The sequence below is a fragment of the Streptomyces sp. NPDC088097 genome, assembly GCF_044741845.1.
Taxonomy (GTDB): domain Bacteria; phylum Actinomycetota; class Actinomycetes; order Streptomycetales; family Streptomycetaceae; genus Streptomyces.
The window spans coordinates 155044-179525 of sequence record NZ_JBIUTJ010000005.1; the positions used below are offsets into that span (position 1 = coordinate 155044).

General features: G+C 72.7%; 21 protein-coding genes. 13 read left to right on the forward strand and 8 right to left on the reverse strand.

Features of this window, described 5'->3' with window-relative positions:
• Positions 1-6: 6 nt before the first annotated feature.
• Both ACIOD1_RS18120 and pdhA (ACIOD1_RS18125) read right to left on the reverse strand, forming a co-directional pair.
• Entirely contained in the window at positions 7-987 is a 981-nt protein-coding gene (locus tag ACIOD1_RS18120; protein WP_365615974.1) for an alpha-ketoacid dehydrogenase subunit beta, read from the reverse strand.
• Positions 987-2201, reverse strand: a complete 1215-nt coding sequence (pdhA, locus tag ACIOD1_RS18125; protein WP_365615977.1) for a pyruvate dehydrogenase (acetyl-transferring) E1 component subunit alpha — start codon at positions 2199-2201, stop codon at positions 987-989. The genes ACIOD1_RS18120 and pdhA (ACIOD1_RS18125) overlap by 1 nt, the downstream gene beginning before the upstream one ends.
• A 326-nt stretch (positions 2202-2527) precedes the next feature.
• Here pdhA (ACIOD1_RS18125) and ACIOD1_RS18130 point away from each other — a divergent pair, with 326 nt between their 5' ends.
• Positions 2528-3187: a response regulator transcription factor gene (locus tag ACIOD1_RS18130; RefSeq protein ID WP_365615980.1), complete on the forward strand. Its 660-nt coding sequence runs from the start codon at positions 2528-2530 to the stop codon at positions 3185-3187.
• A gap of 192 nt (positions 3188-3379) precedes the next feature.
• Positions 3380-3805 (forward strand): pyridoxamine 5'-phosphate oxidase family protein, encoded by a 426-nt coding sequence (locus ACIOD1_RS18135; RefSeq protein WP_365615983.1) that lies wholly within the window; start codon positions 3380-3382, stop codon positions 3803-3805.
• An 82-nt stretch (positions 3806-3887) separates the two neighbouring features.
• Here ACIOD1_RS18135 and ACIOD1_RS18140 read toward each other — a convergent pair whose 3' ends face one another.
• Positions 3888-5480, reverse strand: a complete 1593-nt coding sequence (locus ACIOD1_RS18140; RefSeq protein WP_365615986.1) for a protein kinase domain-containing protein — start codon at positions 5478-5480, stop codon at positions 3888-3890.
• Positions 5481-5718: 238 nt separating this feature from the next.
• On the opposite strand from ACIOD1_RS18140, the gene ACIOD1_RS18145 reads away from it, so the two are divergent.
• The 10 genes from ACIOD1_RS18145 to ACIOD1_RS18190 all read left to right on the forward strand — a co-directional run bounded on the left by ACIOD1_RS18145 (position 5719) and on the right by ACIOD1_RS18190 (position 17852).
• Complete coding sequence (locus tag ACIOD1_RS18145; RefSeq protein ID WP_401903292.1) at positions 5719-7392, forward strand: protein kinase; 1674 nt, start codon at positions 5719-5721, stop codon at positions 7390-7392.
• A 165-nt stretch (positions 7393-7557) separates the two neighbouring features.
• Positions 7558-8124 (forward strand): hypothetical protein, encoded by a 567-nt coding sequence (locus tag ACIOD1_RS18150; protein ID WP_365615992.1) that lies wholly within the window; start codon positions 7558-7560, stop codon positions 8122-8124.
• A gap of 91 nt (positions 8125-8215) precedes the next feature.
• Positions 8216-8911, forward strand: coding sequence for a PadR family transcriptional regulator (locus ACIOD1_RS18155; protein WP_401903295.1), 696 nt, complete (start codon positions 8216-8218; stop codon positions 8909-8911).
• A gap of 25 nt (positions 8912-8936) precedes the next feature.
• On the forward strand, positions 8937-9719 hold the full coding sequence (locus tag ACIOD1_RS18160) for an ABC transporter ATP-binding protein (protein ID WP_365615998.1): 783 nt from the start codon (positions 8937-8939) through the stop codon (positions 9717-9719).
• Positions 9720-9736: 17 nt separating this feature from the next.
• A complete protein-coding gene (locus ACIOD1_RS18165) occupies positions 9737-12598 on the forward strand; it encodes an FtsX-like permease family protein (RefSeq protein WP_401903556.1) in 2862 nt (953 codons plus the stop codon).
• Positions 12599-12680: 82 nt separating this feature from the next.
• A complete protein-coding gene (locus tag ACIOD1_RS18170; RefSeq protein ID WP_365616001.1) occupies positions 12681-13220 on the forward strand; it encodes a bacterial proteasome activator family protein in 540 nt (179 codons plus the stop codon).
• Between the two features lie 386 nt (positions 13221-13606).
• Complete coding sequence (locus ACIOD1_RS18175) at positions 13607-14491, forward strand: NTP transferase domain-containing protein (protein WP_365616004.1); 885 nt, start codon at positions 13607-13609, stop codon at positions 14489-14491.
• The gene (locus tag ACIOD1_RS18180) at positions 14488-15777 is read left to right on the forward strand and encodes a molybdopterin molybdotransferase MoeA (RefSeq protein ID WP_365616007.1); all 1290 of its coding nucleotides are present in this window, start codon (positions 14488-14490) and stop codon (positions 15775-15777) included. The genes ACIOD1_RS18175 and ACIOD1_RS18180 overlap by 4 nt, the downstream gene beginning before the upstream one ends.
• A complete protein-coding gene (locus ACIOD1_RS18185; RefSeq protein WP_365616009.1) occupies positions 15765-16865 on the forward strand; it encodes a potassium channel family protein in 1101 nt (366 codons plus the stop codon). Before ACIOD1_RS18180 ends, ACIOD1_RS18185 begins: the two co-directional genes overlap by 13 nt.
• A gap of 9 nt (positions 16866-16874) precedes the next feature.
• Positions 16875-17852, forward strand: a complete 978-nt coding sequence (locus ACIOD1_RS18190) for an NAD(P)H-quinone oxidoreductase (protein WP_401903299.1) — start codon at positions 16875-16877, stop codon at positions 17850-17852.
• Between the two features lie 110 nt (positions 17853-17962).
• Here ACIOD1_RS18190 and ACIOD1_RS18195 read toward each other — a convergent pair whose 3' ends face one another.
• Genes ACIOD1_RS18195 through pdhA (ACIOD1_RS18205) form a run of 3 tightly spaced genes read right to left on the reverse strand, consistent with a single transcriptional unit; the run spans position 17963 to position 21416 of the window.
• Positions 17963-19276 (reverse strand): dihydrolipoamide acetyltransferase family protein, encoded by a 1314-nt coding sequence (locus ACIOD1_RS18195; protein WP_401903302.1) that lies wholly within the window; start codon positions 19274-19276, stop codon positions 17963-17965.
• Positions 19276-20283 (reverse strand): alpha-ketoacid dehydrogenase subunit beta, encoded by a 1008-nt coding sequence (locus ACIOD1_RS18200; RefSeq protein WP_365616016.1) that lies wholly within the window; start codon positions 20281-20283, stop codon positions 19276-19278. The genes ACIOD1_RS18195 and ACIOD1_RS18200 overlap by 1 nt, the downstream gene beginning before the upstream one ends.
• Positions 20280-21416: a pyruvate dehydrogenase (acetyl-transferring) E1 component subunit alpha gene (gene pdhA / locus ACIOD1_RS18205; RefSeq protein WP_365616217.1), complete on the reverse strand. Its 1137-nt coding sequence runs from the start codon at positions 21414-21416 to the stop codon at positions 20280-20282. The genes ACIOD1_RS18200 and pdhA (ACIOD1_RS18205) overlap by 4 nt, the downstream gene beginning before the upstream one ends.
• Before the next feature lie 177 nt (positions 21417-21593).
• Here pdhA (ACIOD1_RS18205) and ACIOD1_RS18210 point away from each other — a divergent pair, with 177 nt between their 5' ends.
• A complete protein-coding gene (locus tag ACIOD1_RS18210; protein WP_365616019.1) occupies positions 21594-22169 on the forward strand; it encodes an Lrp/AsnC family transcriptional regulator in 576 nt (191 codons plus the stop codon).
• A gap of 115 nt (positions 22170-22284) precedes the next feature.
• Here the strand turns inward: ACIOD1_RS18210 and ACIOD1_RS18215 are convergent, their stop codons facing one another.
• Together ACIOD1_RS18215 and ACIOD1_RS18220 are read right to left on the reverse strand one after the other, a co-directional pair.
• Positions 22285-22872 (reverse strand): TetR/AcrR family transcriptional regulator, encoded by a 588-nt coding sequence (locus ACIOD1_RS18215; protein ID WP_365616021.1) that lies wholly within the window; start codon positions 22870-22872, stop codon positions 22285-22287.
• Entirely contained in the window at positions 22869-24440 is a 1572-nt protein-coding gene (locus ACIOD1_RS18220) for a 3-hydroxyacyl-CoA dehydrogenase (RefSeq protein ID WP_401903306.1), read from the reverse strand. The genes ACIOD1_RS18215 and ACIOD1_RS18220 overlap by 4 nt, the downstream gene beginning before the upstream one ends.
• Between the last annotated feature and the right edge of the window lie 42 nt (positions 24441-24482).

The following is a 24482-nucleotide window of genomic DNA, read 5'->3' on the forward strand; positions in this document are numbered from 1 at the left end:
GATCTCCTAGTACGCCAGCGAGCGGTCGACGGCGTCGAGCACCCGGTCCAGGCCGGGCAGGTACTCGTCCTCCAGGCGGGCCGGCGGGTAGGGGGCGTGGAAGCCTCCGACGCGCAGCACCGGCGCCTCCAGGTGGTAGAAGCACCGCTCCGTGATGCGAGCGGCGATCTCCGCGCCCATGCCCAGGAAGACCGGGGCCTCGTGGACGACGACCAGGCGGCGGGTCTTCTCCACCGAGGCCTGGATCCTGTCGAAGTCCACCGGGGACATCGAGCGCAGGTCCACGACCTCGATCGACTTGCCCTCCTCGGCGGCGGCGGCCGCCGCCTCCAGGCAGACCTTCACCATCGGCCCGTAGGCCGCCAGGGTGACGTCGGTGCCCTCCCGGGTCACGCGCGCCTTGTGCAGCTCGCCGGGGATGGCCTCGACGTCGACCTCGCCCTTGTCCCAGTAGCGGCGCTTCGGCTCGAAGAAGATCACCGGGTCGTCGCTGAGGATGGCCTGCTGGAGCATCCAGTACGCGTCGGACGCGTTCGACGGCGAGACCACCTTGAGGCCCGGCACGTGCGCGAAGAGCGCCTCGGGGGACTCGCTGTGGTGCTCGACGGCGCCGATGCCGCCGGCGTACGGAATGCGGATGACGACCGGCATCTTGATCTTGCCGAGCGCGCGGGCGTGCATCTTCGCGAGCTGCGTGACGATCTGGTCGTACGCGGGGAAGACGAACCCGTCGAACTGGATCTCCACGACCGGCCGGTACCCGCGCAGGGCCAGGCCGATGGCGGTGCCGACGATGCCGGACTCGGCGAGCGGGGTGTCGATGACCCGCTCCTCGCCGAAGTCCTTCTGCAGACCGTCGGTGATGCGGAAGACGCCGCCGAGCTTGCCGACGTCCTCACCCATGATCAGGACCTTGGGGTCGGTCTCCAGGGCCTTGCGCAGCGACTCGTTGAGCGCCTTCGCGATCGACAGCTTCTCTACAGCCATCAGTGGCCCTCCTCGGACGAGTCGAAGGACGCGAGGTAGGCGGCGAACTGCGCGCGCTCCTCGTCGACGAGCGCGTGCCCGTCCGCGTAGACGTTCTCGAAGATCGCCATGGTGTCGGGGTCGGGCATCGAGCGCACGACCTCGCGCACCCGCTTGCCGAGAACCTCGCTCTCCGCCTCCAGCTCCGCGAAGAACGCCTCGTCGGCGCCGCCGGCGGCGAGGAGGTGGGCCTTCAGGCGCAGGATCGGGTCCTTGGCCTCCCAGGCAGCCGTCTCCTCGTCCCGCCGGTACTTCGTCGGGTCGTCGGAGGTGGTGTGCGCGCCCATGCGGTACGTGAACGCCTCGACCAGGGTCGGGCCCTCGCCGCGCCGTGCCCGGGCCAAGGCCCAACGGGTGACCGCGAGGCAGGCCAGGACGTCGTTGCCGTCGACGCGGACGCCCGGGAAGCCGAAGCCCTGGGCGCGCTGGTAGAGCGGTACGCGCATCTGGCGCTCGGTGGGCTCGGAGATCGCCCACTGGTTGTTCTGGCAGAAGAACACCACGGGGGAGTTGTAGACCGCCGAGAAGGTGAAGGCCTCGGCCACGTCGCCCTGGCTGGACGCGCCGTCGCCGAAGTACGCGACGACCGCCGAGTCCGCGCCGTCCTTGGCCACGCCCATGGCGTAGCCGGTGGCGTGCAGGGTCTGCGAGCCGATGACGATCGTGTAGAGGTGGAAGTTGTTGACGGTGGGGTCCCAGCCGCCGTGGTTGACGCCGCGGAACATGCCGAGGAGGTTCGTCGGGTCGACCCCGCGGCACCAGGCGACACCGTGCTCGCGGTAGGTCGGGAAGACGTAGTCGTCGTCGCGCAGGGCCCGGCCGGAGCCGATCTGGGCCGCCTCCTGGCCCAGCAGCGAGGCCCACAGGCCCAGCTCTCCCTGGCGCTGGAGGGCGGTCGCCTCACCGTCGAAGCGGCGGGTGAGGACCATGTCGCGGTAGAGCCCGCGCAGGTCCTCGGTGGTGATGTCCTCGACGAAGGTCGCGAACTCCGCGACGTCGGGATGCCCCGCGTCGACGCGTTCGCCCTCGGGCGTCAGCAGTTGTACGAGCTGAGGCTCGGCGTCGTGCGGCTGTGCGGTGGCAGCGGCGGTCTTGGCTGCGCTCGCAGCGCCGGCCCCCCGCTTGGTGCCGCTGCTGCGTCGCGGCTTGCGCGCGGCAGTGCTCTCCACGGTCACGTGTGCTCCTCCGTCGGTCCGGCACCCGGGTTCTCCGGGGTCCAGTGCGGCTCACCTGCATTCGTACCCGCGCACGGGGTGGGTGCGCGGCGCGTACGGGATTCAGGCGTGACAGGTGCCCCGGCGAGTGCCCTGCGCAATGCACGTTACCCAGTGCCTCGCATATCTGCGAAACCCCGTTTGACCTGCGATTTTGCTTGGATATCCAAGTAAATCGGAGGGAGCGGGAACAACCACTGGTCACAGCCTTGCAGGGGGCCGGAACAACGGCACGTTATCCCGGTCGTCTCCGGCAGGGAAGGGGTGAGTGTGTGAAGATGGAGTTTGTGCGCGAAGACGGAAAAATCAAGGTATTTCTCCTGGACGACCACGAAGTGGTACGCCGGGGGGTTCATGAGCTGTTGTCGGTCGAAGAGGACATCGAGATCGTCGGCGAGGCCGGTACGGCCGCCGACGCCTTGACCCGAATCCCCGCCACCCGCCCCGACGTGGCCGTCCTGGACGTGCGCCTGCCCGACGGCAGCGGCGTCGAGGTGTGCCGTGAGGTGCGCTCCCAGAACGAGGACATCAAGTGCCTGATGTTGACCTCGTTCGCCGACGACGAGGCGCTGTTCGACGCCATCATGGCGGGCGCCTCCGGCTACGTCCTCAAGGCGATCCGCGGGAACGAGCTGCTCAACGCGGTGCGTGACGTGGCCGCCGGCAAGTCCCTGCTGGACCCGGTCGCGACCGCCCGGGTGCTGGAGCGACTGCGTGACGGCAAGAACGGCAAGGGCGACGACCGGCTGTCGAACCTCACCGAGCAGGAGCGGAAGATCCTCGACCTGATCGGCGAGGGCCTGACCAACCGGGTGATCGGCGAGCGGCTGCACCTGGCCGAGAAGACGATCAAGAACTACGTCTCCAGCCTGCTGTCCAAGCTGGGCATGGAGCGCCGTTCCCAGGCGGCCGCGTACGTGGCCCGCCTCCAGGCGGAGAAGCGCTAGGCCGTCTGGCCGCTCCCGCTCCGCACCGTGACGCCCCGTGCTCCCGGCGGTCCACCCGCCCGGGCCACGGGGCGCGCTGTTGCGCCGGGGGCCGTTCCGTCCGGCGGGCCGTTCCATTCGGGACCAACGTCCCCGATCATCGGGGCGGGCTCCTCTTTCCCGACCTCGTGTCGGTGGCGGACAGTGGTCAGCATGTCCCCAGAGGAACTCCACGCCATCGAACTGCTGCGCCGGGTGCCGTACGGCCGAGTCGCCACCAGTATGCGCGCGCTGCCCTTCCTCGCCCTCGCCCGCCACATCGTGGTGGACGACAAGGTCGTGCTGAGAATGCACGCGGGTTTCGGGTATCACCAGGCGTGCAACGGAAGTGTCGTCTCGTACGGTGCCGACAACTTCAATTCGAACGACCCCCGACTCTGGTCGGTCCAGTTCACCGGAACGGCCCAAATAGTCGAGCCGACCAACGCGGAACTGGAGCTATTCGGACCGGGTCCGCATTTCGTGGACGGCGCGGTGTTCGACCCCGTCTACATGCGCATCGAACCCCAGCTGGTCACCGTCCACACTCTGGCCGGGAATCTCGACAGTCGGGACAGGCAGTACCAGCACGCCCTCTGATCTGCACCGATAAGCAGAACAAGAGGAGAGGGCCCGGCGGAATTGCTTCCGTCGGGCCCTCTCGTCGTACGCGTACCGTCCGCTACGGCGCGGATCCGTTGTTCGGCTCCCCGCTCGGCGGAGTCGGCTTGTCGCTCGGCTCCGGCGGGTCCGACTTCGTCGGGGGCGGGGTCACCGGGTCGGACTTCGTCGGGGGCGGGGTGGTCGAGGGCACCGACGAGGGCGAGTTGGTCGGCGTGTACTTGCTCTTGCTCGGAGTCGGCGTGTACGACTCCTCGGGCGAGCTGTCGTCCTGGCTGCTCTGGGACTGCGACGGGGTGTCCGAGGGCTGCCCGCTGGTCTGCGGGGCCGACGGGGAGTTGCTGGTGTGGCCACCGCTGCCACCACTGTCGCCGCTGCCGCCGAGGCCGCCGGACTTCACCGCGTACGCGACTCCGCCGGCGATCGCGAGGACCGCGAGCAGCGCGAAGAGCATCATCTTCCAGCGTCCGCCGCCGCTCGGGCGATCGTCGTAGCCGTCGTAGCCCCGGTAGCCGCCCTGCCCGCCACCGTTGCCGCCGCCGCCCGGGAAGGCGGTGCCGTCGTTCGGGTTGAGCGGGGGCACCATCGGCTGCTGGAACTGCGAGGTCGTGGCGTGCGCGTTGTACGGAGGACGCTGACCGCCCGCACCCTGGCCCATGGCCGAGGTGGCCGGACCGCCGGGCTGGCCGTGCGGCAGGGTCATCGTGACCGGACCGGTGTTCCAGGTACCGGTGTTGGGGCCCTGGTCGTGGAGCATCTGGAGCGAGTACTGGACGAGCCCGCGCATCTCCTCGGCGCTCTGGAAGCGGTCGTCCGGGTCCTTGGCGAGCGAACGCATGACCAGGCCGTCGAGTTCGTGCGGGATCGTGTGGCCCTCGGGCAGTTGCGAGGGCGGGATCGGCGCGTCCTGGACGTGCTGGTAGACCACCGACAGGGGGGTCTCCCCCGTGAAGGGGGGCCGCAGCGCGAGGAGTTCGTAGAGGAGACAGCCGGTCGCGTACAGGTCGCTGCGGTGGTCGACGGCCTTGCCGAGGGCCTGCTCGGGCGACAGGTACTGCGGGGTGCCCATGACCATGCCGGTCTGGGTCATCGTCGACTGCACGCCGTGCAGGGCGCGCGCGATGCCGAAGTCCATCACCTTGACCGCGCCGGTGTCGGTGATGATGACGTTGGCGGGCTTGATGTCACGGTGCACGATGCCGTGCTGGTGCGAGTACGCGAGCGCTTCCAGCACGCCCGAGACGATGATCAGCGCCTGGTCGGGCCCGGGGGCCTCGGCGCTGATCAACAGGTCTCGGATGGTGCGGCCCTCGACCAGTTCCATGACGATGTAGGGGACGACGTTCGGTCCGATCCGGTCCTCGCCCGAGTCGTACACGGCCACGACGGCATGGTGGTTCAGTCCCGCGACGGACTGCGCCTCGCGCGTGAAGCGGGCCTTGGAGACCGGGTCCTCGGCAAGGTCCGCGCGCAGCAGCTTCACCGCGACGGTGCGGCCGAGGCGCACGTCCTCGGCGGCGAAGACCTCCGCCATGCCGCCGCGACCCAGGCGGTGGGTCAGCCGGTAACGGCCGTCGCCCACCAGGCCGCCCGCGCCCCAGTGCTCAGGACCCTCGGCCATCCCGGCGCCGTTTCCCTCGGGTTCGGGTGCCATCAGTCCTCGCCGTCGTCTCTCTCGTCCGCTCTAGCGGTAGGTCCTCTTCGGGTCCTCATGCGGGTTCTCCGGTGAACGCTACAGCCTCGGAACCGGTCACCGTTCGGACACAGACGCCCTGTGGCACCACCGTCACGCAGCGGGCACCGGCTTGACGTGTGCTTGCCCTCCGGCAGACTGGGCGCGACATGCGCTCAGCCAGAGGCGTAGGGACACAGTCCGAGGGGAAGCAACAGTCATGAGCCAGGACGGCACTCAGGGCCGGTACGCAGGCGGGTCCCTGGCCGGTGGCCGTTACCTGCTAAGGGATTTGCTGGGCGAGGGGGGCATGGCCTCCGTCTACCTCGCGTACGACTCCGCGCTCGACCGACAGGTCGCGATCAAGACCCTCCACAGCGAACTGGGCCGTGAGGCCTCGTTCCGCGAGCGGTTCAGGCGTGAGGCCCAGGCTGTTGCCAAACTGTCGCACACCAATATCGTCTCGGTCTTCGACACCGGCGAGGGCGAGGTCACGTTCGGCGGCGCGGGCGACGGCACCGTGATGCCGTACATCGTCATGGAGTACGTGGAGGGGCAGCCCCTCGGCTCGGTCCTCGACTCGGACGTCCGCCAGTACGGGGCGATGCCCACGGACAAGGCCCTCAAGGTGACGGCCGACGTCCTGGCCGCCCTGGAGACCAGTCACGAGATGGGCCTGGTCCACCGTGACATCAAGCCCGGCAACGTGATGATGACCAAGCGCGGCGTGGTCAAGGTGATGGACTTCGGCATCGCCCGCGCCATGCAGTCGGGGGTCACCTCGATGACGCAGACCGGCATGGTCGTCGGCACCCCGCAGTACCTGTCGCCGGAGCAGGCCCTCGGGCGCGGGGTCGACGCCCGCTCCGACCTGTATTCGGTCGGCATCATGCTCTTCCAGCTGCTGACGGGCCGGATCCCCTTCGAGGCCGATTCGCCGCTGGCCATCGCGTACGCGCACGTGCAGGAGGAGCCGGTGGCTCCGTCCAGCATCAACCGGGCGCTCACGCCGGCGATGGACGCGCTGGTGGCGCGGGCCCTGAAGAAGAACCCGAACGAGCGCTTCCCCACGGCCGCGGCCATGCGCGACGAGGTCGACCGGGTCCTGACGGCCGGCCGGACCGGGGCTCCGGTCATCGTCCCGGGCACCCACGCGGGCGGCAGCGGGGCCGGGGTCGGCTCCGCCGTGTTCCCGCCGGTGGACTCCGCCTTCCAGGCGCCGCCCCCGCACTCGCTCCAGCAGCCGTACCAGCCGCAGACCCCGCCGCCGTCCCCGTACGCGCCGACGCCCCCGCCGCAACAGCAACACCAGCAGCACGCGCAGGGCGGCTACGCCTACCCGCACGCGCCGGTACCGCAGCAGCAGTACGCGCCGCAGACCCCGCCGCCGTACAACATCTCCCCCTCGGCGGCGTCCACGTCCGGCGGCAGCGCGGGGAGCGGCGGCTCGAAGAACACCCCGGTCGTGGTCGGCGCCGTCGTGGTGGCGCTGCTGGCGGTCGGCGGTCTGATCGCGGCCCTGACCATGGGCGGCGACAAGAACAAGGACAAGGTCGTCGCGGACCCCTCCTCTTCCTCCTCCGCGTCCGCCCCGGCGCAGGCGGGCCACAAGGGTCCGGACCTCTCGCGGACGATCGACCCGAAGGAATGCAAGAGCGCCTCGAAGTCCTACAAGGACGCGGCGCAGGTCAGGGCGCCCGACCTGCGGTACAAGAACCTCCGCTCGGTCAAGGAGTGCCTCCAGGCGGCGGGCTGGCAGTACGAGATCCAAAACCGCGACGAGGCGGTCTACGGCCAGGACGCGGTGCTGGAGCAGCTTCCGGCCGCCGGCACGGACGTCGCCAAGGAGGGGACGAAGTTCACCCTGATCGTCTCCACCGGCGACCCGCAGTGAGTTCGGGCGGCGCCTGACGGACCGTCCCGCGCCGCCGTTGGAAGGACCGGCATCCCGGGCCACCCTGATGGGCGGCCCGGGATGCCACTTTTGCCCCATTATGTGAGTCTGAGCACATCGTCTCGGCCGCCCGGCCGCCCGGACGCTCGACGGGAGGGGCACCCCGTGATCCACCGCCTCCGCCTGCCGCGCCGGGTCGCCGGAGCCGCACTGGCCTGCGCCGCCCTGCTGGTCACCGCCCCGGCGCACGCCATCCCCGCCCGGACCCCGCTGTCCGTCACGGCCGCGCACTCCGCGCCCGTGGCCGACGACGTCCCGCAGGAGGCCTACGAGGAGCTCGCGGGAAGCGCCTCCGGCGTCGGCCGGGACCACCCCGGGCGGAGCGCGGCGGAGAGCGCCGACGTGGAGTACGACCCCGGGTACGCGGCCGTCGCCCACCCCGTGCGCCCGGCCCGGCCCGTCCGTCCGCAGCGTCCGCAGCGCCCGCAGCGTCCGCAGCGCCCACAACGTCCGCAGAGCCCCGCCCGGCCGCAGCCCCCGGACCGGCAGTCGGTCCCGAGCACCGGCGCGAGCCCCGGTCCGAGCGGACCGGCCTCGGTGAACGCGCTGGGCACGGAGCCCAACGACCGGATCGCCGACCTGGCCGCGCACATGCTCCCGCTCGGCAGCGGCCTGGCGCTGATGGGCCTCGGACTGGGTTACATGGGCGTACGGCTGCGGCGGGGCCGGTAGGCGGGTCGGGGCGGGGGGCGGGTCCGGGGCGGGTTGAAGGGGCCGGGGGACGCACTTGCGTAAGTGAGCATACTCGGTATACATACTGAGTATGTCGATCCGTCACGGGCTGCTGGCCCTGCTGGAACGGGGCCCTCGCTACGGCTCCCAACTGCGCACCGAATTCGAATCCCGCACCGGCTCCACCTGGCCGCTCAACGTCGGGCAGGTCTACACGACGCTCTCCCGGCTGGAGCGCGACGGCCTCGTCGCCCCCGGCGGCGAGGACGAGGCCGGCCACACCCTCTACGCCATCACCGACACGGGCCGCGCCGAACTGCGCGAGTGGTACGAGCGCCCCGTCGACCGCACCAACCCGCCCCGCGACGAGCTGTCCATCAAGCTCGCCATGGCCGTGGGCGCCCCCGGCGTCGACATCCGCGCCGTCATCCAGTCCCAGCGGCACGCCACCATCCGGGCCATGCAGGACTACACCCGGCTCAAGGCGCAGGCCCTCACCGCCGTCGAGAGCGGCCGCTCCTCGGAGCGCGACGACCTGGCCTGGCTGCTGGTCCTGGAGCAGCTGATCTTCCAGACGGAAGCGGAGGCGCGCTGGCTCGACCACTCCGAGGCCCGGCTCGTACGGCTTTCGCGAACGGCCGACGAAGCGACCCCGGCACCGGCCACCGACCCCGCGCCCCCGGCCGTGCCCGGCTCCGCACCCGACTCCACCTCGACCTCCGCCTCCGTTTCCGGCACTTCCGGCACTTCCGGCGCACCCCGCGGCTTCCGCGCGCGCCGGGGCTGAACCACCGTTCCAGGGGGGACCCTCCATGCCTGACCAGCGCCACTCACCCACCGCCCCGCACGCGGCCCCGGCCGCCACCGCCCCGCAGCCCGTCCTGCGACTCGACCGGGTCGTGCGCACGCACGGCAGCGGCGCCACCGAGGTGCACGCCCTGCGCGGGATCGACCTTTCGGTCCACCCCGGTGAACTCGTCGCCGTGATGGGCCCGTCCGGCTCCGGCAAGTCCACGCTGCTGACCCTCGCGGGCGGGCTCGACACCCCCACCAGCGGCCACGTCCTGGTCGAGGGCGTCGACCTCACCACCGCGAGCCGCAAGCGACTGGCGGCCCTGCGCCGGCGCAGCATCGGCTACGTCTTCCAGGACTACAATCTGATCCCGGCCCTCACCGCCGCCGAGAACGTGGCCCTGCCCCTCGAACTCGACGGGACCTCCGCCCGCAAGGCGCGCACCGCCGCGCTCGCCGCCCTGGAGGAGATCGGCCTGCCCCGGCTGGCCCACCGCTTCCCCGACGAGATGTCCGGCGGCCAGCAGCAGCGGGTGGCGATAGCCCGGGCCCTGGTGGGCGAGCGCCGCCTGGTCCTCGCCGACGAGCCCACCGGCGCCCTCGACTCCGAGACCGGCGAGTCCGTCCTCGCCCTGCTGCGCTCCCGCTGCGAGGCGGGCGCGGCCGGGGTCCTGGTCACGCACGAGCCCCGGTTCGCCGCCTGGGCCGACCGGGTCGTCTTCCTGCGCGACGGCAGCGTCGTCGACGAGACCCTGCGCAGCCAGGCCGACGTCCTGCTCTCCGGGCGGGCGGCCGGCCTGTGAGCAACCACAACTCCCCCCTGTCCGGTTGGTACCACGGCTGGTGGGCCGCCCTGCGGATCGCCCGCCGCGACGCCTGGCGCGCCAAGGGCCGCAGCTCCCTGGTCCTGGCGATGATCGCGCTGCCGATCGTCGGGGTGAGCGCCATCGACCTCACCGTCCGCAGTGCCGAACTGACTGCCGAGCAGATGCTGACCCGTCAGATCGGCGCCGCCGACGCCCGGGTGAGCCTGGGCCTCGGGGGCTCGCCGCTCTTCCAGACCCCCAAGGCGGAGAGTTACGCGCCCGTCGGCGGCTTCGACAAGTACCAACCCGGCCCGGAGCAGGACGGCGCAGCGCTCGCCACGGCGATCCCGGCCGGACTCCGCACCGTCCGGGACTCCACCGTCCGCGCCAAGGTCCACACCAGGCACGGGCTGCTCGACACCACCCTGCGCGAGCTGGACGTGCGCGACCCCCTGGTCGAGGGTCTCCTCACCCTCGACCGGGGCCGGTTCCCCGACGGTTCCGGCGAGGTCGTCGCCACCAACGCCTTCCTCGAAGCCTCCGGGCTGTTCGTGGGCTCCTCGGTCACCCCGCGCGGCTCTCTGACCCCGCACAAGATCGTCGGCGCGTACGAGCTGCCCTCCAGCCTGAAGGACCAGCAGATCCTGGCGCTGCCGGGCGCCCTCCTCGCCGACTACCAGAAGGGCCACGTGGCGGCCGGCATGTCGGCCCCGCAGCCTCAGGAGTCCTTCCTGGTCTCGGTCGCCGGTGGCGGTGGTTTCACGTGGAACATGGTCAAGGAGACCAACGCCAAGGGCGGCGTCGTCGAGTCCCGCAGCGTGATCCTGAACCCGCCGGCGGACTCCGAGGTGCCCCTGTACAAGCAGGAACCGAAGAACCGGTACGAGGCGGTGGCCAACGCCTCCGGCAAGCTGGCCGAACGGGCCGTGGTGGCCACGGTCGTGGGCCTGGCCATGTTGGAGATCTGCCTGCTCGCCGGTCCCGCCTTCGCGGTCGGCGCCCGCCGCTCGCACCGCCAGCTCGGCCTGGTCGGGGCCAACGGCGGCGACCGCCGCCACATCCGGGCCGTCGTGCTCTCCGGCGGCGTGGTGATCGGCGCCGCTGCCGCCGTCGTCGGCACCGCCCTCGGCATGGCCCTCACCTTCGGGCTGCGACCCGTACTGGAGGAGCAGATCGGCGCCCGCTTCGCCGGCTTCACCGTCCGCCCGGCGGAGTTGCTCGGCATCGCGCTGCTGGCCGTCGTCACCGGCCTGCTGGCCGCCATCGTCCCGGCGGTCACCGCCTCCCGGCAGACCGTGCTGGCCTCCCTGACCGGGCGCCGGGGCGTGCGCCGGGCCAACCGGATCCTGCCCGTCCTCGGCCTGCTCGCCATGGCCTCCGGAGCCGCCGTCGCCCTGTACGGAAGCAGCTCCCGGATCAGCACCACCGTCGTCGCGGGCGGCAGCGCCCTCGCCGAGCTGGGCATCGTCGCCCTCACCCCGACGCTGGTCGGCCTGTTCGGGAGGCTCGGCCGGTGGCTCCCACTGGCGCCCCGGCTCGCGCTGCGCGACGCCGTCCGCAACCGGGGGCGTACGGCTCCCGCCGTGGCCGCCGTGCTGGCCGCCATCGCCGGCACGGTCGCGGTGGCCACGTACCAGAACAGTCAGGACGTCCAGGCCCGCCACGAGTACACCCCGAAGCTGCCGGCCCTGACCGGGCTCGTCACCGCGGGCGACAACAGCAGCCACAAGGACACGGAGCCCCTGCGGCGCGCGGTCTCGCAGACCCTCCCGGTGGACGTGCGCGCCGATGTGGACCGGCTCGTCGTCGGCAACGCGAACTGCGAGTCGTTCTCCACGGAGAAGGGCTGCGGACGGGCCGTGCTGATCACCCCGAAGGAACAGCGCTGCCCGCTCTCCGAGGCGGAGCACGGCCCGGCCTCCTTCACCCCCGACCAGGCGCGGGAACTGCGCCAGGACCCGCGGTGCGCGGAGGGCCGGTTCCGAAGCTCCGGGGAATTCGACACCGTCGTCGCCGACGAGAAGCTGCTCGGGGTGCTGGGGGTCACCGACCCCGGCGCCGTGGCCGCCCTCAAGGCGGGCAAGGGCGTCGCCCTGGACCCGCGCACCGTGATCGACGGCAAGGTCACCGTGCGGATCGTCACGGACACGGCCGCGGCCGAGGCGCCCGGAGCCAAGCTCAGCGACCCGCCCGGCCAGGACCGGACCATCGCGGTCCACCGGATGCCGACCGGTACGCAGGGCTGGGGCGTGCGGCTGATCCTGCCGCCCGCGGCGGCGAAGGACGCCGGGATCGCGACGGTCCCGTTCGGCACGTACTTCCACCTGGACCAGGGGGTCACCACCGAGCAGAGGCAGCGGTTCGACGGGGAGATCGACCGGATCGGGGCCTACGCCAACGTCACGATCGAACAGGGCTACCAGGGCGCCGACAGCCTGGGCGTCCTCGCCCTGACCCTCTTCGCGGGCCTGGTCACCATCGGCGCGGCCGGCATCGCCACCGGGCTGGCACAAGCCGACTCCGAGGCCGACCTGAAGACCCTCACGGCGGTCGGCGCGGCCCCGAGGCTGCGGCGGACCCTGAGCGGGTTCCAGTGCGGGGTGGTCGCCCTGATGGGCGTCGTCCTGGGCTCGGCGGCCGGGATCCTGCCGGCGGTCGGACTGCGGCTCACCCAACAGCGGGAACAGGAGCGGCTGGTCAAGCGCGGAATCGACATGGGGTACGCGACCCTGAGGGACAGCCAGGTCTACGTGCCGATCGCGGTGCCCTGGCAAACCCTCGGCGCACTGCTGGTCCTCGTCCCGCTGGGCGCGGCGGTGCTGGCCGCGCTGGTCACCAAGTCGAACGGGGCGCTGGCCCGGCGGGCCGCCGGCTGATGTTCGGGCCCCCGTTCAGGGTGGATCACGCCTGTGCGGGGGCACACCGTGTGAGTACGCAGGTGTGCGAGAGAATGACGGCATGGAGATGCCGAGGAGTGAACGGTCGCAGGACAGCCCCCCGAACGTCTTGATCGTGGGACAGGACGGGATGGCGGTCGGCGGCGCCGATGACGAGTCGCGCGAGGTCCCGGTGACGGAGATGGTCGAACAGCCCGCCAAGGTCATGCGGATCGGCAGCATGATCAAGCAACTTCTGGAAGAAGTCCGCGCCGCCCCTCTGGACGAGGCCAGCCGGGTCCGTCTGAAGGACATCCACGCGGCGTCGGTGAAGGAACTCGAAGACGGCCTCGCACCGGAACTGGTCGAGGAACTGGAGCGCCTCTCCCTCCCGTTCACGGAGGAGGCCATCCCGTCGGAGGCGGAACTGCGGATCGCGCAGGCCCAGTTGGTCGGCTGGCTGGAGGGCCTGTTCCACGGCATCCAGACGGCTCTGTTCGCGCAGCAGATGGCGGCGCGGGCGCAGTTGGAGCAGATGCGCCGGGCGCTCCCGCCGGGCGGCTCCCACGAGGACGACGAGGACGGCCCCCACGGCGCGATCCGCTCGGGCCCCTACCTCTAACCCCCGCCGAACCACACTGCCCCGATGGGGCGGGCCCCCAAGGGCGCCCGCCCCATCGCCACATCCACCCCGGCCCGACCCCACTTTCCCGGCCCCGTGGGCGTTTGAGCCCGCATTCCGAGCCCGCCGACGTTTGAGCCCGCATTCCAGCCCGGTGGGCGCCCGAGCCCGCATTCCAGCCCCGCCGACGTTTGAGCCCGCATTCCAGCCCCGCCGGTGCCCCAGCCCGCTTTCCGGCCGCCGCCGCCCGAGCCCGCATTTCAGCCCCGCCGGCGTTTGAGGCGCGGGGGTCCGGGGGCGGAGCCCCCGGGAACGGGGTCCACGCCGCGCCGGCCGAGCATCAGCGCCGGGCCCGCGCGAAACACGACCCGCGCATACTCAAGGGCATGATCTACGACGCCATCGTGCTGGCCGGCGGAGCCGCCCGCCGCCTCGGCGGGGCGGACAAACCCGGCCTCCCCGTCGGCGGCCGCACCCTCCTCGACCGCGTCCTGGACGCCTGCGCGGACGCCCGCACCACCATCGTGGTCGGCGCCCGGAGGGCAACGGCGCGCCCGGTGCGGTGGACCCGCGAGGACCCGCCCGGCGGCGGCCCCGTGGCCGCGCTGGACGCCGGGCTCCGGCAGGCGACCGGCGCGCTGGTCCTCGTACTCTCCGCCGACCTGCCCTTCCTCGACCGGGACACCGTCCACACCCTGCTCACGGCGGCGGCCGAGGCCCCCGCCGACCGGGACGGCGCCCTCCTGCGGGACGCGGACGGCCGCGACCAGCCCCTCGTCGCCGCCTACCGCGTCGAGGCCCTGCGCCGCGAGAGCGCCGTGCTCGCCACCGAGCACGGCCACCTCCGCGACCTCCCGTTGCGCGCCCTCACCGCCGAACTGCGCCTCGTTGCGGTCACCGCCGCTGAGCCACTCGCCTCCTTCGACTGCGACACCTGGGAAGACCTGGCAGCGGCCCGCGCCCGGATCAGGGAGCATGGAAGCGTGCTGGAGCAATGGATCACCGCCGCCAAGACCGAGCTCGCCATCGAGGACGTCGACGTCGACGTCAAGACCCTCCTCGACGTCGCCCGTGACGCCGCCCACGGCGTCGCCCGGCCCGCCGCCCCGCTGACGACCTTCCTGGTCGGCTACGCGGCGGCCCGCGCCGAGGCCGCCGGCGAGGACCCCGTCCGGGCCATGGCCGAAGCGTCCCGCAAGGCCGCCGCCCTGGCGCTGCGGTGGGCCGCCGAGACCGACCCCACCCACGTCGAGGAGACCGGCTCAGGATGACCCGTACCGACGCCGACGGCGCGCTGGACCAAGCCCTCGCCCTCGTGAGCCGCGACCCCGCCACCGACGCCGCCGGCGGCCACTCCACGCCCTGGCAGCGGGCCCGCGAGACCGCGGCCCGGGCCGGCGCGGGCGTACGCGGGCGGACCCACCGGGTACCCCTCGCCGACGCCCTCGGCGAGGTCCTGGCCTCGTCCCTCGACGCCCTCGGCGACCTGCCCTCCTTCGACACCTCCGCCATGGACGGCTGGGCCGTCGCCGGACCCGGCCCCTGGAGCGTCCTGGCCGGCGGCGGGATCCTCGCCGGAGCGGAGCCGCCCGCGCCCCTCGCGGACGGCGAGGCCGTACGGATCGCCACCGGCGCCCGGATCCCCGCCGACACCAGCGCCGTGATCCGCAGCGAGCACGCCCGCGAGGTCGGCGGCCAGCTGCACGCCGACCGGCGCGTCGGCACCGGTCAGGACATCCGCCCGCGCGGCCAGGAGTGCCGCTCCGGCGACCTGCTGCTGCCCGCCGGCTCCCTCGTCACCCCGGCCGTGCTCGGGCTCGCCGCGGCCGCCGGGTACGACGAGCTGCTCACCCGGCCCCGGCCGCGGGTGGAGGTCATCGTCCTGGGCGACGAGCTGCTGACCGAGGGGCTCCCGCACGACGGCCTGATCCGCGACGCCCTCAGCCCCATGCTCGGCCCCTGGCTGACCCGCCTCGGCGCCGAGGTGATCGGCACGCGGCGGCTCGGGGACGATCCCGCCGGGGCCGAGGCCCTGTTCGAAGCGGTCACCGGCTCCGACGCCGACCTGGTCGTCACCACCGGCGGCACCGCCTCCGGCCCCGTCGACCACGTGCACCCGGTCTTGGAGCGCGCCGGCGCCGAACTGCTCGTCGACGGGGTCGCCGTACGCCCCGGCCACCCCATGCTGCTGGCCCGCGTCGGCGACCGGGCCGACGGCCGGCACTGGGTCGGCCTGCCCGGCAACCCCCTCGCGGCCGTGTCCGGCCTGCTCACCCTGGTCGAGCCCCTGCTGCGCGCCCTCGCGGGCCGCCGGCAGCGACCCCGGTACACGGTCCCGGTCCACGGCGACGTGCACGGCCACCCGTACGACACCCGGCTGGTGCCGGTCATGGTGGACGACGAACACGCCGTACCGCTGCGCTACAACGGCCCCGCGATGCTGCGCGGGGTGGCCGCCGCCGACGCGCTGGCCGTCGTACCGCGCCACGGCGTGCGGAACGGACAGGACGTGGAAGTCCTGGACCTGCCGTGGGCTTCGGGGGGATGTTTCACGTGAAACTTCACGGCCAGGACGCCATGGCACGCGGTGCGGACGAGAAACTCGTCTCGCGCCGCGTCAAGCTGCCCACGCGGGTCGTCGAGAGACCGTTGCGGCAGGTCACGCGCCGGTTGTTGATGGCCCTGTTCGTGATGTGCCTGACGGTCCTGATCGTCTGGCTCGACCGCGACGGCTACCACGACAACGCGAACAACGACGTCGACCTCCTCGACTGCGTCTACTACGCGACCGTGACCCTGTCGACGACGGGCTACGGCGACATCGTCCCGTACAGCGACAGCGCGCGGCTGGTCAACGTCCTGCTGATCACCCCGCTGCGCGTGCTGTTCCTGATCATCCTGGTCGGGACCACCCTGGAGGTCCTCACCGAGCGGACCCGAGAAGAGTGGCGACTGAGCCGCTGGAGGAACAACTTGCGTGACCACACGGTCGTCGTCGGCTTCGGCACCAAGGGCCGTTCCGCCCTGCAGACGCTGCTGGCGACCGGCCTGCCGAAGGAGCAGGTCGTCATCGTCGACCCCAGCGCCAAGGTGATCGACATCGCCAACTCGGAGGGGTTCACCGGCGTCGTCGGCGATGCCACCCGGAGCGACGTCCTGCTGCGGGCCGAGCTCCAGAAGGCCCGTCAGATCGTGATCGCGACCCAGCGGGACGACACGGCGGTCCTGGTCACCCTGACGGCCCGCCAGCTCAACCGGGGCGCGAAGATCGTCGCCGCCGTCCGCGAGGAGGAGAACGCGCCGCTGCTCAAGCAGTCCGGCGCGGACGCGGTCATCACGAGCGCGAGCGCGGCGGGCCGACTCCTGGGCCTGTCGGTGCTGAGCCCGAGCGCGGGCGCCGTCATGGAGGACCTGATCCAGCAGGGCAGTGGCCTGGACCTGATCGAACGACCCGTCAGGAAGGCGGAGGTCGGGCGCGGGGTGCGGGAGACCGAGGACCTGGTGGTGAGCGTGCTGCGCGGACACCGTCTGCTGGCCTACGACGACCCGCACGCGAGCCCGCTCCAGCCGACCGACCGGGTGATCACCATCGTCCGGGCCACGCCCCCGTCGTTCCCCCAGCCCACTCTGGGCTCGGCGGAGTAGATTCCGTTCATGCATGCGATCACGATCGAACAGCCCGGTGGCCCCGAGGCTCTCGTCTGGGCCGAAGCACCCGATCCGGTGGCGGGCGAGGGGGAGGTGCTCGTCGAGGTCGTGGCGAGCGCCGTGAACCGCGCCGACCTCCTCCAGCGCCAGGGGTTCTACGATCCCCCGCCCGGCGCCTCGCGCCATCCCGGCCTGGAGTGCTCCGGGCGCGTCGTCGAGGTCGGACCCGGGGTGTCCGGCTGGGCGGTCGGCGACGAGGTGTGCGCGCTGCTGTCCGGCGGCGGGTACGCGGAGCGGGTGGCCGTCCCCGCGGGGCAACTGCTGCCGGTACCGGCCGGGGTGGACCTGGTGACGGCCGCCGCGCTGCCGGAGGTCGTCTGCACGGTCTGGTCGAACGTGTTCATGGTCGCTGGCCTGGGCCCCGGCGAGACCCTCCTCGTCCACGGCGGCTCCAGCGGCATCGGCACCATGGCGGTCCAGCTGGGCAAGGCGATCGGCGCGCGGGTCGCGGTGACGGCGGGCGGCAAGGAGAAGCTGGCGCGCTGCGCCGAGCTGGGCGCGGACGTCCTGATCGACTACCGCGAGCAGGACTTCGTGGAGGAGGTCCGGGCGGCGACGGACGGGGCCGGGGCGGACGTGATCCTGGACATCATGGGCGGCAAGTACCTGGCCCGGAACGTGGACGCGCTCGCCGTCAACGGCCGCCTCGCGATCATCGGCCTCCAGGGCGGGGTCAAGGCCGAACTGAACCTGGGCGCCCTCCTGGCCAAGCGCGCGGCGATCACGGCGACCTCCCTGCGGGGGCGCCCGTTGGACGAGAAGGCGGCCATCGTGGCGGCCGTCCGGGAACACGTCTGGCCCCTTCTCGCCTCGGGCCGCGTCCGTCCGGTGGTCCACGCGACGTACCCGATGCGGGACGCCGCGGAAGCCCACCGCACCCTCGAATCGAGCACCCACGTGGGCAAACTCCTCTTGACCACCTGACCACCTGACGCCCCCGCCCGAACGGATCCGGGCGGAGCCCCGGTGACGGGGCCCCGCCCATCCGCGCCCGGTAAGGGGCCCGCCCGGGGCCCTTACCGGTTCGGGCCGGGCTACAGCCCGCGCAGCAGCACCGCCGGGTTCTCCACGCAGTCGGCCACGTACCGGAGGAACCCGCCCGCGGTCCCCCCGTCGCACACCCGGTGGTCGAAGGTCAGCGACAACTGCACGACCTGCCGTACGGCCAGCTCCCCCTCGTGCACCCACGGCTTCGCCATGATCCGGCCGACGCCGAGCATCGCCGCCTCGGGGTGGTTGATGATCGGCGTGGATCCGTCGACCCCGAACACCCCGTAGTTGTTCAGGGTGAACGTGCCCCCCGTCAGGTCGCCCGGGGTCAGCTTCCCCGCCCGCGCCAGCTCCGTGAGCCGGGCGAACTCCGCCGACAGGGACTCCGGGCTGCGCGTCTGCGCGTCCCGGACCACCGGGACCATCAGCCCCCGCTCGGTCTGCGCGGCGAAGCCGAGGTGCACGGCCGGGAGCCGGACGATCTCGTTCGCCGCCAGGTCGACGGTGGAGTTCAGCTCGGGGTGGCGGGCCAGCGCGGCCGTGCAGATCCGGGCCAGCAGCGCGAGCACCGAGATCTTCGGGCCCGCCACCGCGTTCATCGCGGCCCGGGCCGCCATCAGTTCGGTGGCGTCCGCGTCCACCCAGCAGGTGGCCTCGGGGATCTCGCGCCGGCTGCGCGAGAGCTTCTCCGCGACCGCGCCCCGCACGCCCTTGAGCGGGATCCGCTCGCCCACGGCCGGCGCGGCCGGGGCCACAGTCGGGGCCACAGCCGCGACCGGGACCGGCTTCAGCGCCGCCTCCACGTCGGCCCGCAGGATCAGGCCCTGCGGCCCGGACCCACTCAGCGCCCGCAGGTCGACCCCGTTGTCCCGGGCCAGCTTGCGCACCAGCGGCGAGATCACCGCGACCGGCCCGGCCGACACCGCAGCCACAGCAGCCACCGGAGCCACGACCACGGGAGCCACAGCCACCGAAGCCGGAGCCGCAGCCGCGCCCCCCGGCCGGATCCGACGGCGCCGCGCCTGCCGCGAGTGGTCCGTGCCGTAGCCGACCAGCACGTTCCCCGACCCGGAGCCCGCATCGGCGGCGGGCTCCGGCTCGGGAACCGTCCCCGACCCCACCGCGACGGTGATCAGCGGCGCTCCCACGGGAAGCTCCGCGCCCTCCTCGCCGAAGCGGGCGGTGACCACGCCCCCGTAGGGACACGGGACCTCGACCATCGCCTTGGCGGTCTCCACCTCCACCACGGGCTGGTCGATCTCGACGACATCGCCCACGGCCACCAGCCAGCGCACGATCTCCGCCTCGGTCAGCCCCTCCCCGAGGTCGGGCAGCTTGAACTCCATGACCTGCGGCATCAGTTCTCCCACTGCAGGCGGGCCACGGTGTCCAGGATCCGGTCCACGCCCGGCAGGTGGTACTTCTCCAGCATCGGCGGCGGGTACGGGATGTCGAAGCCCGTCACGCGCAGCACCGGCGCCTCCAGGTGGTGGAAGCAGCGCTCCGTCACGCGGGCGGCGATCTCCGCTCCCGGGCCGCCGAAGCCGCCCGCCTCGTGGACCACCACCGCGCGCCCGGTCCGCCGTACGGAGGCCACGACGGTCTCCTCGTCGAACGGGACGAGCGAGCGCAGGTCCACGACCTCCAGGTCCCAGCCCTCCTCGCGGGCGGCCTCGGCCGCCTCCAGGCAGACCGGGAGCGAGGGCCCGTAGGTGATCAGGGTCGCGCTCGTGCCCGCCCGGCGGACCAAGGCCTTCCCGATGCCCGGGACGACCGCCGGGGACTCCGGCCGCCAGTCCGCCTTGGACCAGTACAGCCGCTTCGGCTCCAGGAAGACCACCGGGTCGTCGCTGGCGATCGAGGCCCGCAGCAGCCCGTAGGCGTCCTCCACCGTCGCCGGGGTGACGACGGTGAGGCCGGGGGTGGCCACGTAGTAGGCCTCGGAGGAGTCGCAGTGGTGCTCCACGCCCCCGATGCCGCCGCCGTACGGGACGCGGATGGTGATCGGCAGCGGCATGGCGCCGCGCGTGCGGTTGCGCATCTTCGCCACGTGCGAGATCAACTGCTCGAAGGCGGGGTACGCGAACGCGTCGAACTGCATCTCCACGACCGGCCGCAGCCCGTACATGGCCATGCCGACGGCCGTGCCGAGGATCCCGGCCTCCGCCAGCGGGGTGTCGGTGACCCGGTCCTCGCCGAACTCCTTCGCGAGGCCGTCGGTGATCCGGAAGACCCCGCCCAGGGCGCCGACGTCCTCGCCCATCACGTGAACCGTCGGGTCCTCGGCCATCGCGTCGCGCATGGCGCGGGTGAGCGCCTGCGCCATCGTGGCGGGCTTCACCGCCCCCCGTACCGCAGTGGTCATGCGTCGTCCTCCGCTTCCAGTTCGGCCCGCAGCATCTGTGCCTGCTCGCGCAGCCGGCCGGTCTGCTCCGCGTAGACGTGAGCGAAGAGGTCCATCGGGTCGAGGACCGGTTCGGCGTTCATCGCCTCGCGCAGGTCCGCCGCCATCGCCTCGGCCGCGTCCCGGGCCTCGCGGATGCCGGCCTCGTCGAGGATGCCCCGGGAGGTCAGCTCGCGCTCCAACAGCTCCACCGGGTCGTGGGCCTTCCAGGCCTCCACCTCGGCGTCCGAGCGGTAGCGGGTCGCGTCGTCCGCGTTCGTGTGGGCCTCCATGCGGTAGGTGACGGCCTCGATCAGGGTCGGGCCACCGCCCGCGCGGGCCCGCTGGACCGCCTCCGTGAGCACCTCGTGCATCGCGGCCACGTCGTTGCCGTCGACCAGCCGGCCCGGCATCCCGTACCCGACGGCCTTGTGGGCCAGGGTCGGGGCCGCGGTCTGCTTGGCGAGGGGGACGGAGATCGCGAAGCCGTTGTTCTGGACGAGGAAGACCACGGGGGCCTGCCAGACGGCCGCGAAGTTCAGCGCCTCGTGGAAGTCGCCCTCGCTGGTGCCGCCGTCGCCGACCATGGCGAGCGCCACGACCTCGTCACCGCGCAGCCGGGCGGCGTGAGCCAGGCCCACCGCATGCGGCAACTGGGTGGCGAGGGGGGTGCACAGCGGGGCTATGCGGTGCTCGCGCGGGTCGTAGCCGGTGTGCCAGTCGCCGCGCAGCAGCGTGAGCGCCTGTACGGGGTCCAGCCCGCGCGCCACGGCGGCGAGGGTGTCCCGGTAGCTCGGGAAGAGCCAGTCCTGCTCCTCCAGCACCAGCGCGGCCGCGATCTCGGCGGCCTCTTGGCCCACGGTGGACGGGTACACGGCGAGACGGCCCTGCCGGGTCAGTGCGGTGGCCTGCGCGTTGTAGCGGCGGCCCCGCACCAGTTCGGCGTAGTACCGGCGCATCAGCACGGGGTCGAGGCGGTCGGCCGCCTCGGTGCCCAGCACCCGGTAGGGCTCGGGGTCCGGCAGCAGCGGGGCGGCGTCCGTACGGGGCCTCCAGGCGGGCGGCGGGGTAACGCGGTGGGGAGCACCGGCACCGGGCAGCTCTTGGACCGTCATGGCGGCGTACACCTCCTCGTGGGAAGCGGGCAGGGAAGCCTCGGGTGTGAGGCGCCTCACCTACCGATTGTTCGGTCGTCGGCGCAATTTGGCTACAGGCGGCTCCAGGCTGTGGACAAAGTGGCGGCGGGGCCCTGGGATGGGTGCAGGACGTCCAGGAGAGGGAGGCAGTGGGCAATGCCGGATGAACAAATGGCCGGAGCGGGTTCCGCACCGGTCCCACCGGGGGGAGGCTCTCCAGGCCCCGGGGTCCCACCGGCACCGGCGGTCCCGCCCCGCCCCCTGGACCCGATCGACCGGTCGATCATGCGGTTGCTCCAGGCGGACGGTCGGGCGTCGATACGTTCCGTGGCCGAGCAGGTCCACGTGTCGCGCGCGAACGCCTACGCCCGGATCAACCGACTGATCGACGACGGGGTGATCCGTGGGTTCGCCGCCCGGGTCAACCACGAACGCGCAGGTCAGGGGGCTTCCGCCTATATCACCCTGAAGATCGTGCAGAACTCGTGGCGGACGGTCCGGGAGAAGCTGCGCGAGCTGCCGGGGGCGGCGCACATCGCGCTGGTCAGCGGTGACTTCGACGTCCTGCTGCTGGTCCACACCCCGGACAACCGGACCCTGCGGGAGCTGGTCCTGACCCGCCTCCAGTCCATCCCGGAGGTCCTGTCCACCCGCACCCTGTTGGTCTTCGAGGAGACGGACCTCCTCGCCCCGGGCCCGAGCACGACCCCGCCCGGCCTCACCGAGGAGTAGCCCCCGGGACGGGCCCGCCCGGACCGCCGCGACGGCCGGCGCGGCCCGTCGCGCCGCCCGTCGCGCCGCCCGTCGTCCGGGGGCCATACGGGTCGCCGCCCGGCGCCGCCGCCGGCTACCGAGCCGTGCGCAGGCCGTCCAGGGCCATGCTGACCACCGCGTCCGCGAGCTGGTCGGGGGTGGTCGCCGGGTGCGGGCGGTACCACTCGACCAGGGAGTTCACCATGCCGAACAGCAGGCGGGTCGCGAGGCGGATGTCCACGTCCCCGCGCAGATCCCCGTCGGCGGCCGCCGCCTTGAGCAGCTCGGCGACCTGGTGGTCGAAGTCGCGGCGGCGCTCCAGGGCCCAGCGCTCGGTGCGGGTGTTGCCGCGCACGCGCAGCAGGAGGGTGACGTAGGGGAGTTCCGCGACCAGGACCTCGACCGTGCGCCGGGTGACGTACTCGACGCGCTCGACCGCGCGGCCCCGTACCGCGCCCGGCTCCTCCAGGACCGCGAAGAGTCCGTCCAGGGCGCGGCTGACGGCCCTGCGCAGGAGTTCCTCCTTGCCCGCGACGTGGTGGTAGATCGAGGACTTGGAGATGCCGGCGGCCTTGGAGAGGTGCTCCATGGACGTGCCGTCGTACCCGCGCTCGTTGAAGACCTGGACGGCCACGGAGAGCAGGGTCTCCGGGGTGTAGGTGTCCCGTCTGGCAGTGGTCACTCGGCTTCGCCCTCCCCGTTGTCGTCGCCGCCCGCATCCCCGTCGGCCGCTTCGTCGCCGTCGACCGCTGCGTCCCCGTCGGCCGCGTAGCCCAGTTTGAACAGGGCCAGGGAGGGGGCGTAACGGCCGCCCGGACAGCGCTCGTCCAGGTGGTGCAGCAGGTCGTACGCCCAGTCCTGGCCGAGCCGCTCGTGCCACGCGCTCGGCCCCAGCGGGTAGTTGACGCCGAGCCGCATCGCGGTGTCGATGTCCTCGGCCGAGGCCGCGCCGCGCGCCACGGCGTCGGCGGTGAGGTCGATCAGCATGGCCACGGTCCGGGCGACGATCATGCCGGGGACGTCGCCGATGACGGAGACCTTCTTGCCGAGCTTCTGGAAGAGGCCGACGGCCTCCGACAGGGTCCGCTCGGTGGTGTCCCCGCTCACGGAGAGCGCGATCCGGGTGGCGCCGCGGTAGTCCAGGGCGAGGTCGAAGTAGACGACGTCGGAGAACTCGACCGCGGTCTTGCCGTCCGCGAGGACGAGCTGCCCCTCGCCGGGCAGTTGGATGTACGGGCCCCCGTGCGCGGTGGCCGTGACCGCGATCCCGGCCTCCTCGATCAGCTCCGCGAGCACCGCGGCCGGTCCGAGGTCGCCGACGAGGCCCACCTTGTCCGGGGCCCGCTCGGGGCCCGCTGTGTGCGGCTCGGGCGTGGACGCGCCGTCCCCGTACGGGAACCAGCCGTGGCCGCTCTTGCGGCCGAGGCGGCCCGACTGGACGAGGCGGCGCTGGGCGAGCGAGGGGGTGAACTTGGGGCTGTGGAAGAAGGACTCCCACACGGAGCGGGTCACGGCCTCGTTGACGTCCTGGCCGATCAGGTCGGTGAGCTGGAACGGCCCCATCTTGAAGCCCCCGCTCTCGCGGAGCACCGCGTCGATGGTGGCGGGGTCGGCGCCCCGCTCCTCGTACACGGCGAAGGCCTCCGCGTAGAAGGGGCGGGCGATCCGGTTGACGATGAAGCCGGGGGTGTCCGCGCAGCGGACCGGCGTCTTGCCCCAGCCCAGCACGGTGGCGTACGCGCGCTCGGCGGCGTCCGGGTCGGTCGCGAAGCCGCTCACCACCTCGACGAGGGGGAGCAGCGGGGCCGGGTTGAAGAAGTGCAGGCCGACGAAGCGGCCGGGGTGGGCGAGCCCGGCGGCCAGTTCGGTGACGGAGAGGGAGGAGGTGTTGGTCGCGAGCAGGGCGTCCGGCGCGACCACCTCTTCGAGGGAGGCGAAGAGCGCGCGCTTGACGGTGGGGTTCTCCACGACCGCCTCGACGACGAGGGCCGCCGCGGCGAGGTCGGCGAGGCCGTCCGCGGCGCGGATCCGCCCGGCGGCCTCCTCGGCCACGGCCGGGTCGAGCCGGCCCTTGGCGACCGAACGCTCCAGGCGCTCGCGCACGGCGGCCGCTCCGGCCTCGGCGAGGGCGTGGTCGATGTCGTGGATCAGCACGGGGTGACCCGCGAGGAGGGCGACCTGGGCGATGCCCTGCCCCATGGTGCCGGCGCCGACGACCGCCACAGTGCGGGACCGCTCGATTGCTGTCATGTCCTGCATCCTCCCGCACCGGGTTGTCCACAGGTCTGCCGG

Bases quoted from the DNA above. Each gene is read 5' to 3' on its own strand.
- ACIOD1_RS18120 (WP_365615974.1), bottom strand. From the start codon at position 987: ATGGCTGTAGAGAAGCTGTCGATCGCGAAGGCGCTCAACGAGTCGCTG.
- ACIOD1_RS18135 (WP_365615983.1), top strand. From the start codon at position 3,380: ATGTCCCCAGAGGAACTCCACGCCATCGAACTGCTGCGCCGGGTGCCG.
- ACIOD1_RS18140 (WP_365615986.1), bottom strand. From the start codon at position 5,480: ATGGCACCCGAACCCGAGGGAAACGGCGCCGGGATGGCCGAGGGTCCT.
- ACIOD1_RS18145 (WP_401903292.1), top strand. From the start codon at position 5,719: ATGAGCCAGGACGGCACTCAGGGCCGGTACGCAGGCGGGTCCCTGGCC.
- ACIOD1_RS18155 (WP_401903295.1), top strand. From the start codon at position 8,216: ATGTCGATCCGTCACGGGCTGCTGGCCCTGCTGGAACGGGGCCCTCGC.
- ACIOD1_RS18160 (WP_365615998.1), top strand. From the start codon at position 8,937: ATGCCTGACCAGCGCCACTCACCCACCGCCCCGCACGCGGCCCCGGCC.
- ACIOD1_RS18170 (WP_365616001.1), top strand. From the start codon at position 12,681: ATGGAGATGCCGAGGAGTGAACGGTCGCAGGACAGCCCCCCGAACGTC.
- ACIOD1_RS18175 (WP_365616004.1), top strand. From the start codon at position 13,607: ATGATCTACGACGCCATCGTGCTGGCCGGCGGAGCCGCCCGCCGCCTC.
- ACIOD1_RS18180 (WP_365616007.1), top strand. From the start codon at position 14,488: ATGACCCGTACCGACGCCGACGGCGCGCTGGACCAAGCCCTCGCCCTC.
- ACIOD1_RS18185 (WP_365616009.1), top strand. From the start codon at position 15,765: ATGTTTCACGTGAAACTTCACGGCCAGGACGCCATGGCACGCGGTGCG.
- ACIOD1_RS18190 (WP_401903299.1), top strand. From the start codon at position 16,875: ATGCATGCGATCACGATCGAACAGCCCGGTGGCCCCGAGGCTCTCGTC.
- ACIOD1_RS18195 (WP_401903302.1), bottom strand. From the start codon at position 19,276: ATGCCGCAGGTCATGGAGTTCAAGCTGCCCGACCTCGGGGAGGGGCTG.
- ACIOD1_RS18200 (WP_365616016.1), bottom strand. From the start codon at position 20,283: ATGACCACTGCGGTACGGGGGGCGGTGAAGCCCGCCACGATGGCGCAG.
- pdhA (WP_365616217.1), bottom strand. From the start codon at position 21,416: ATGACGGTCCAAGAGCTGCCCGGTGCCGGTGCTCCCCACCGCGTTACC.
- ACIOD1_RS18210 (WP_365616019.1), top strand. From the start codon at position 21,594: ATGCCGGATGAACAAATGGCCGGAGCGGGTTCCGCACCGGTCCCACCG.
- ACIOD1_RS18220 (WP_401903306.1), bottom strand. From the start codon at position 24,440: ATGACAGCAATCGAGCGGTCCCGCACTGTGGCGGTCGTCGGCGCCGGC.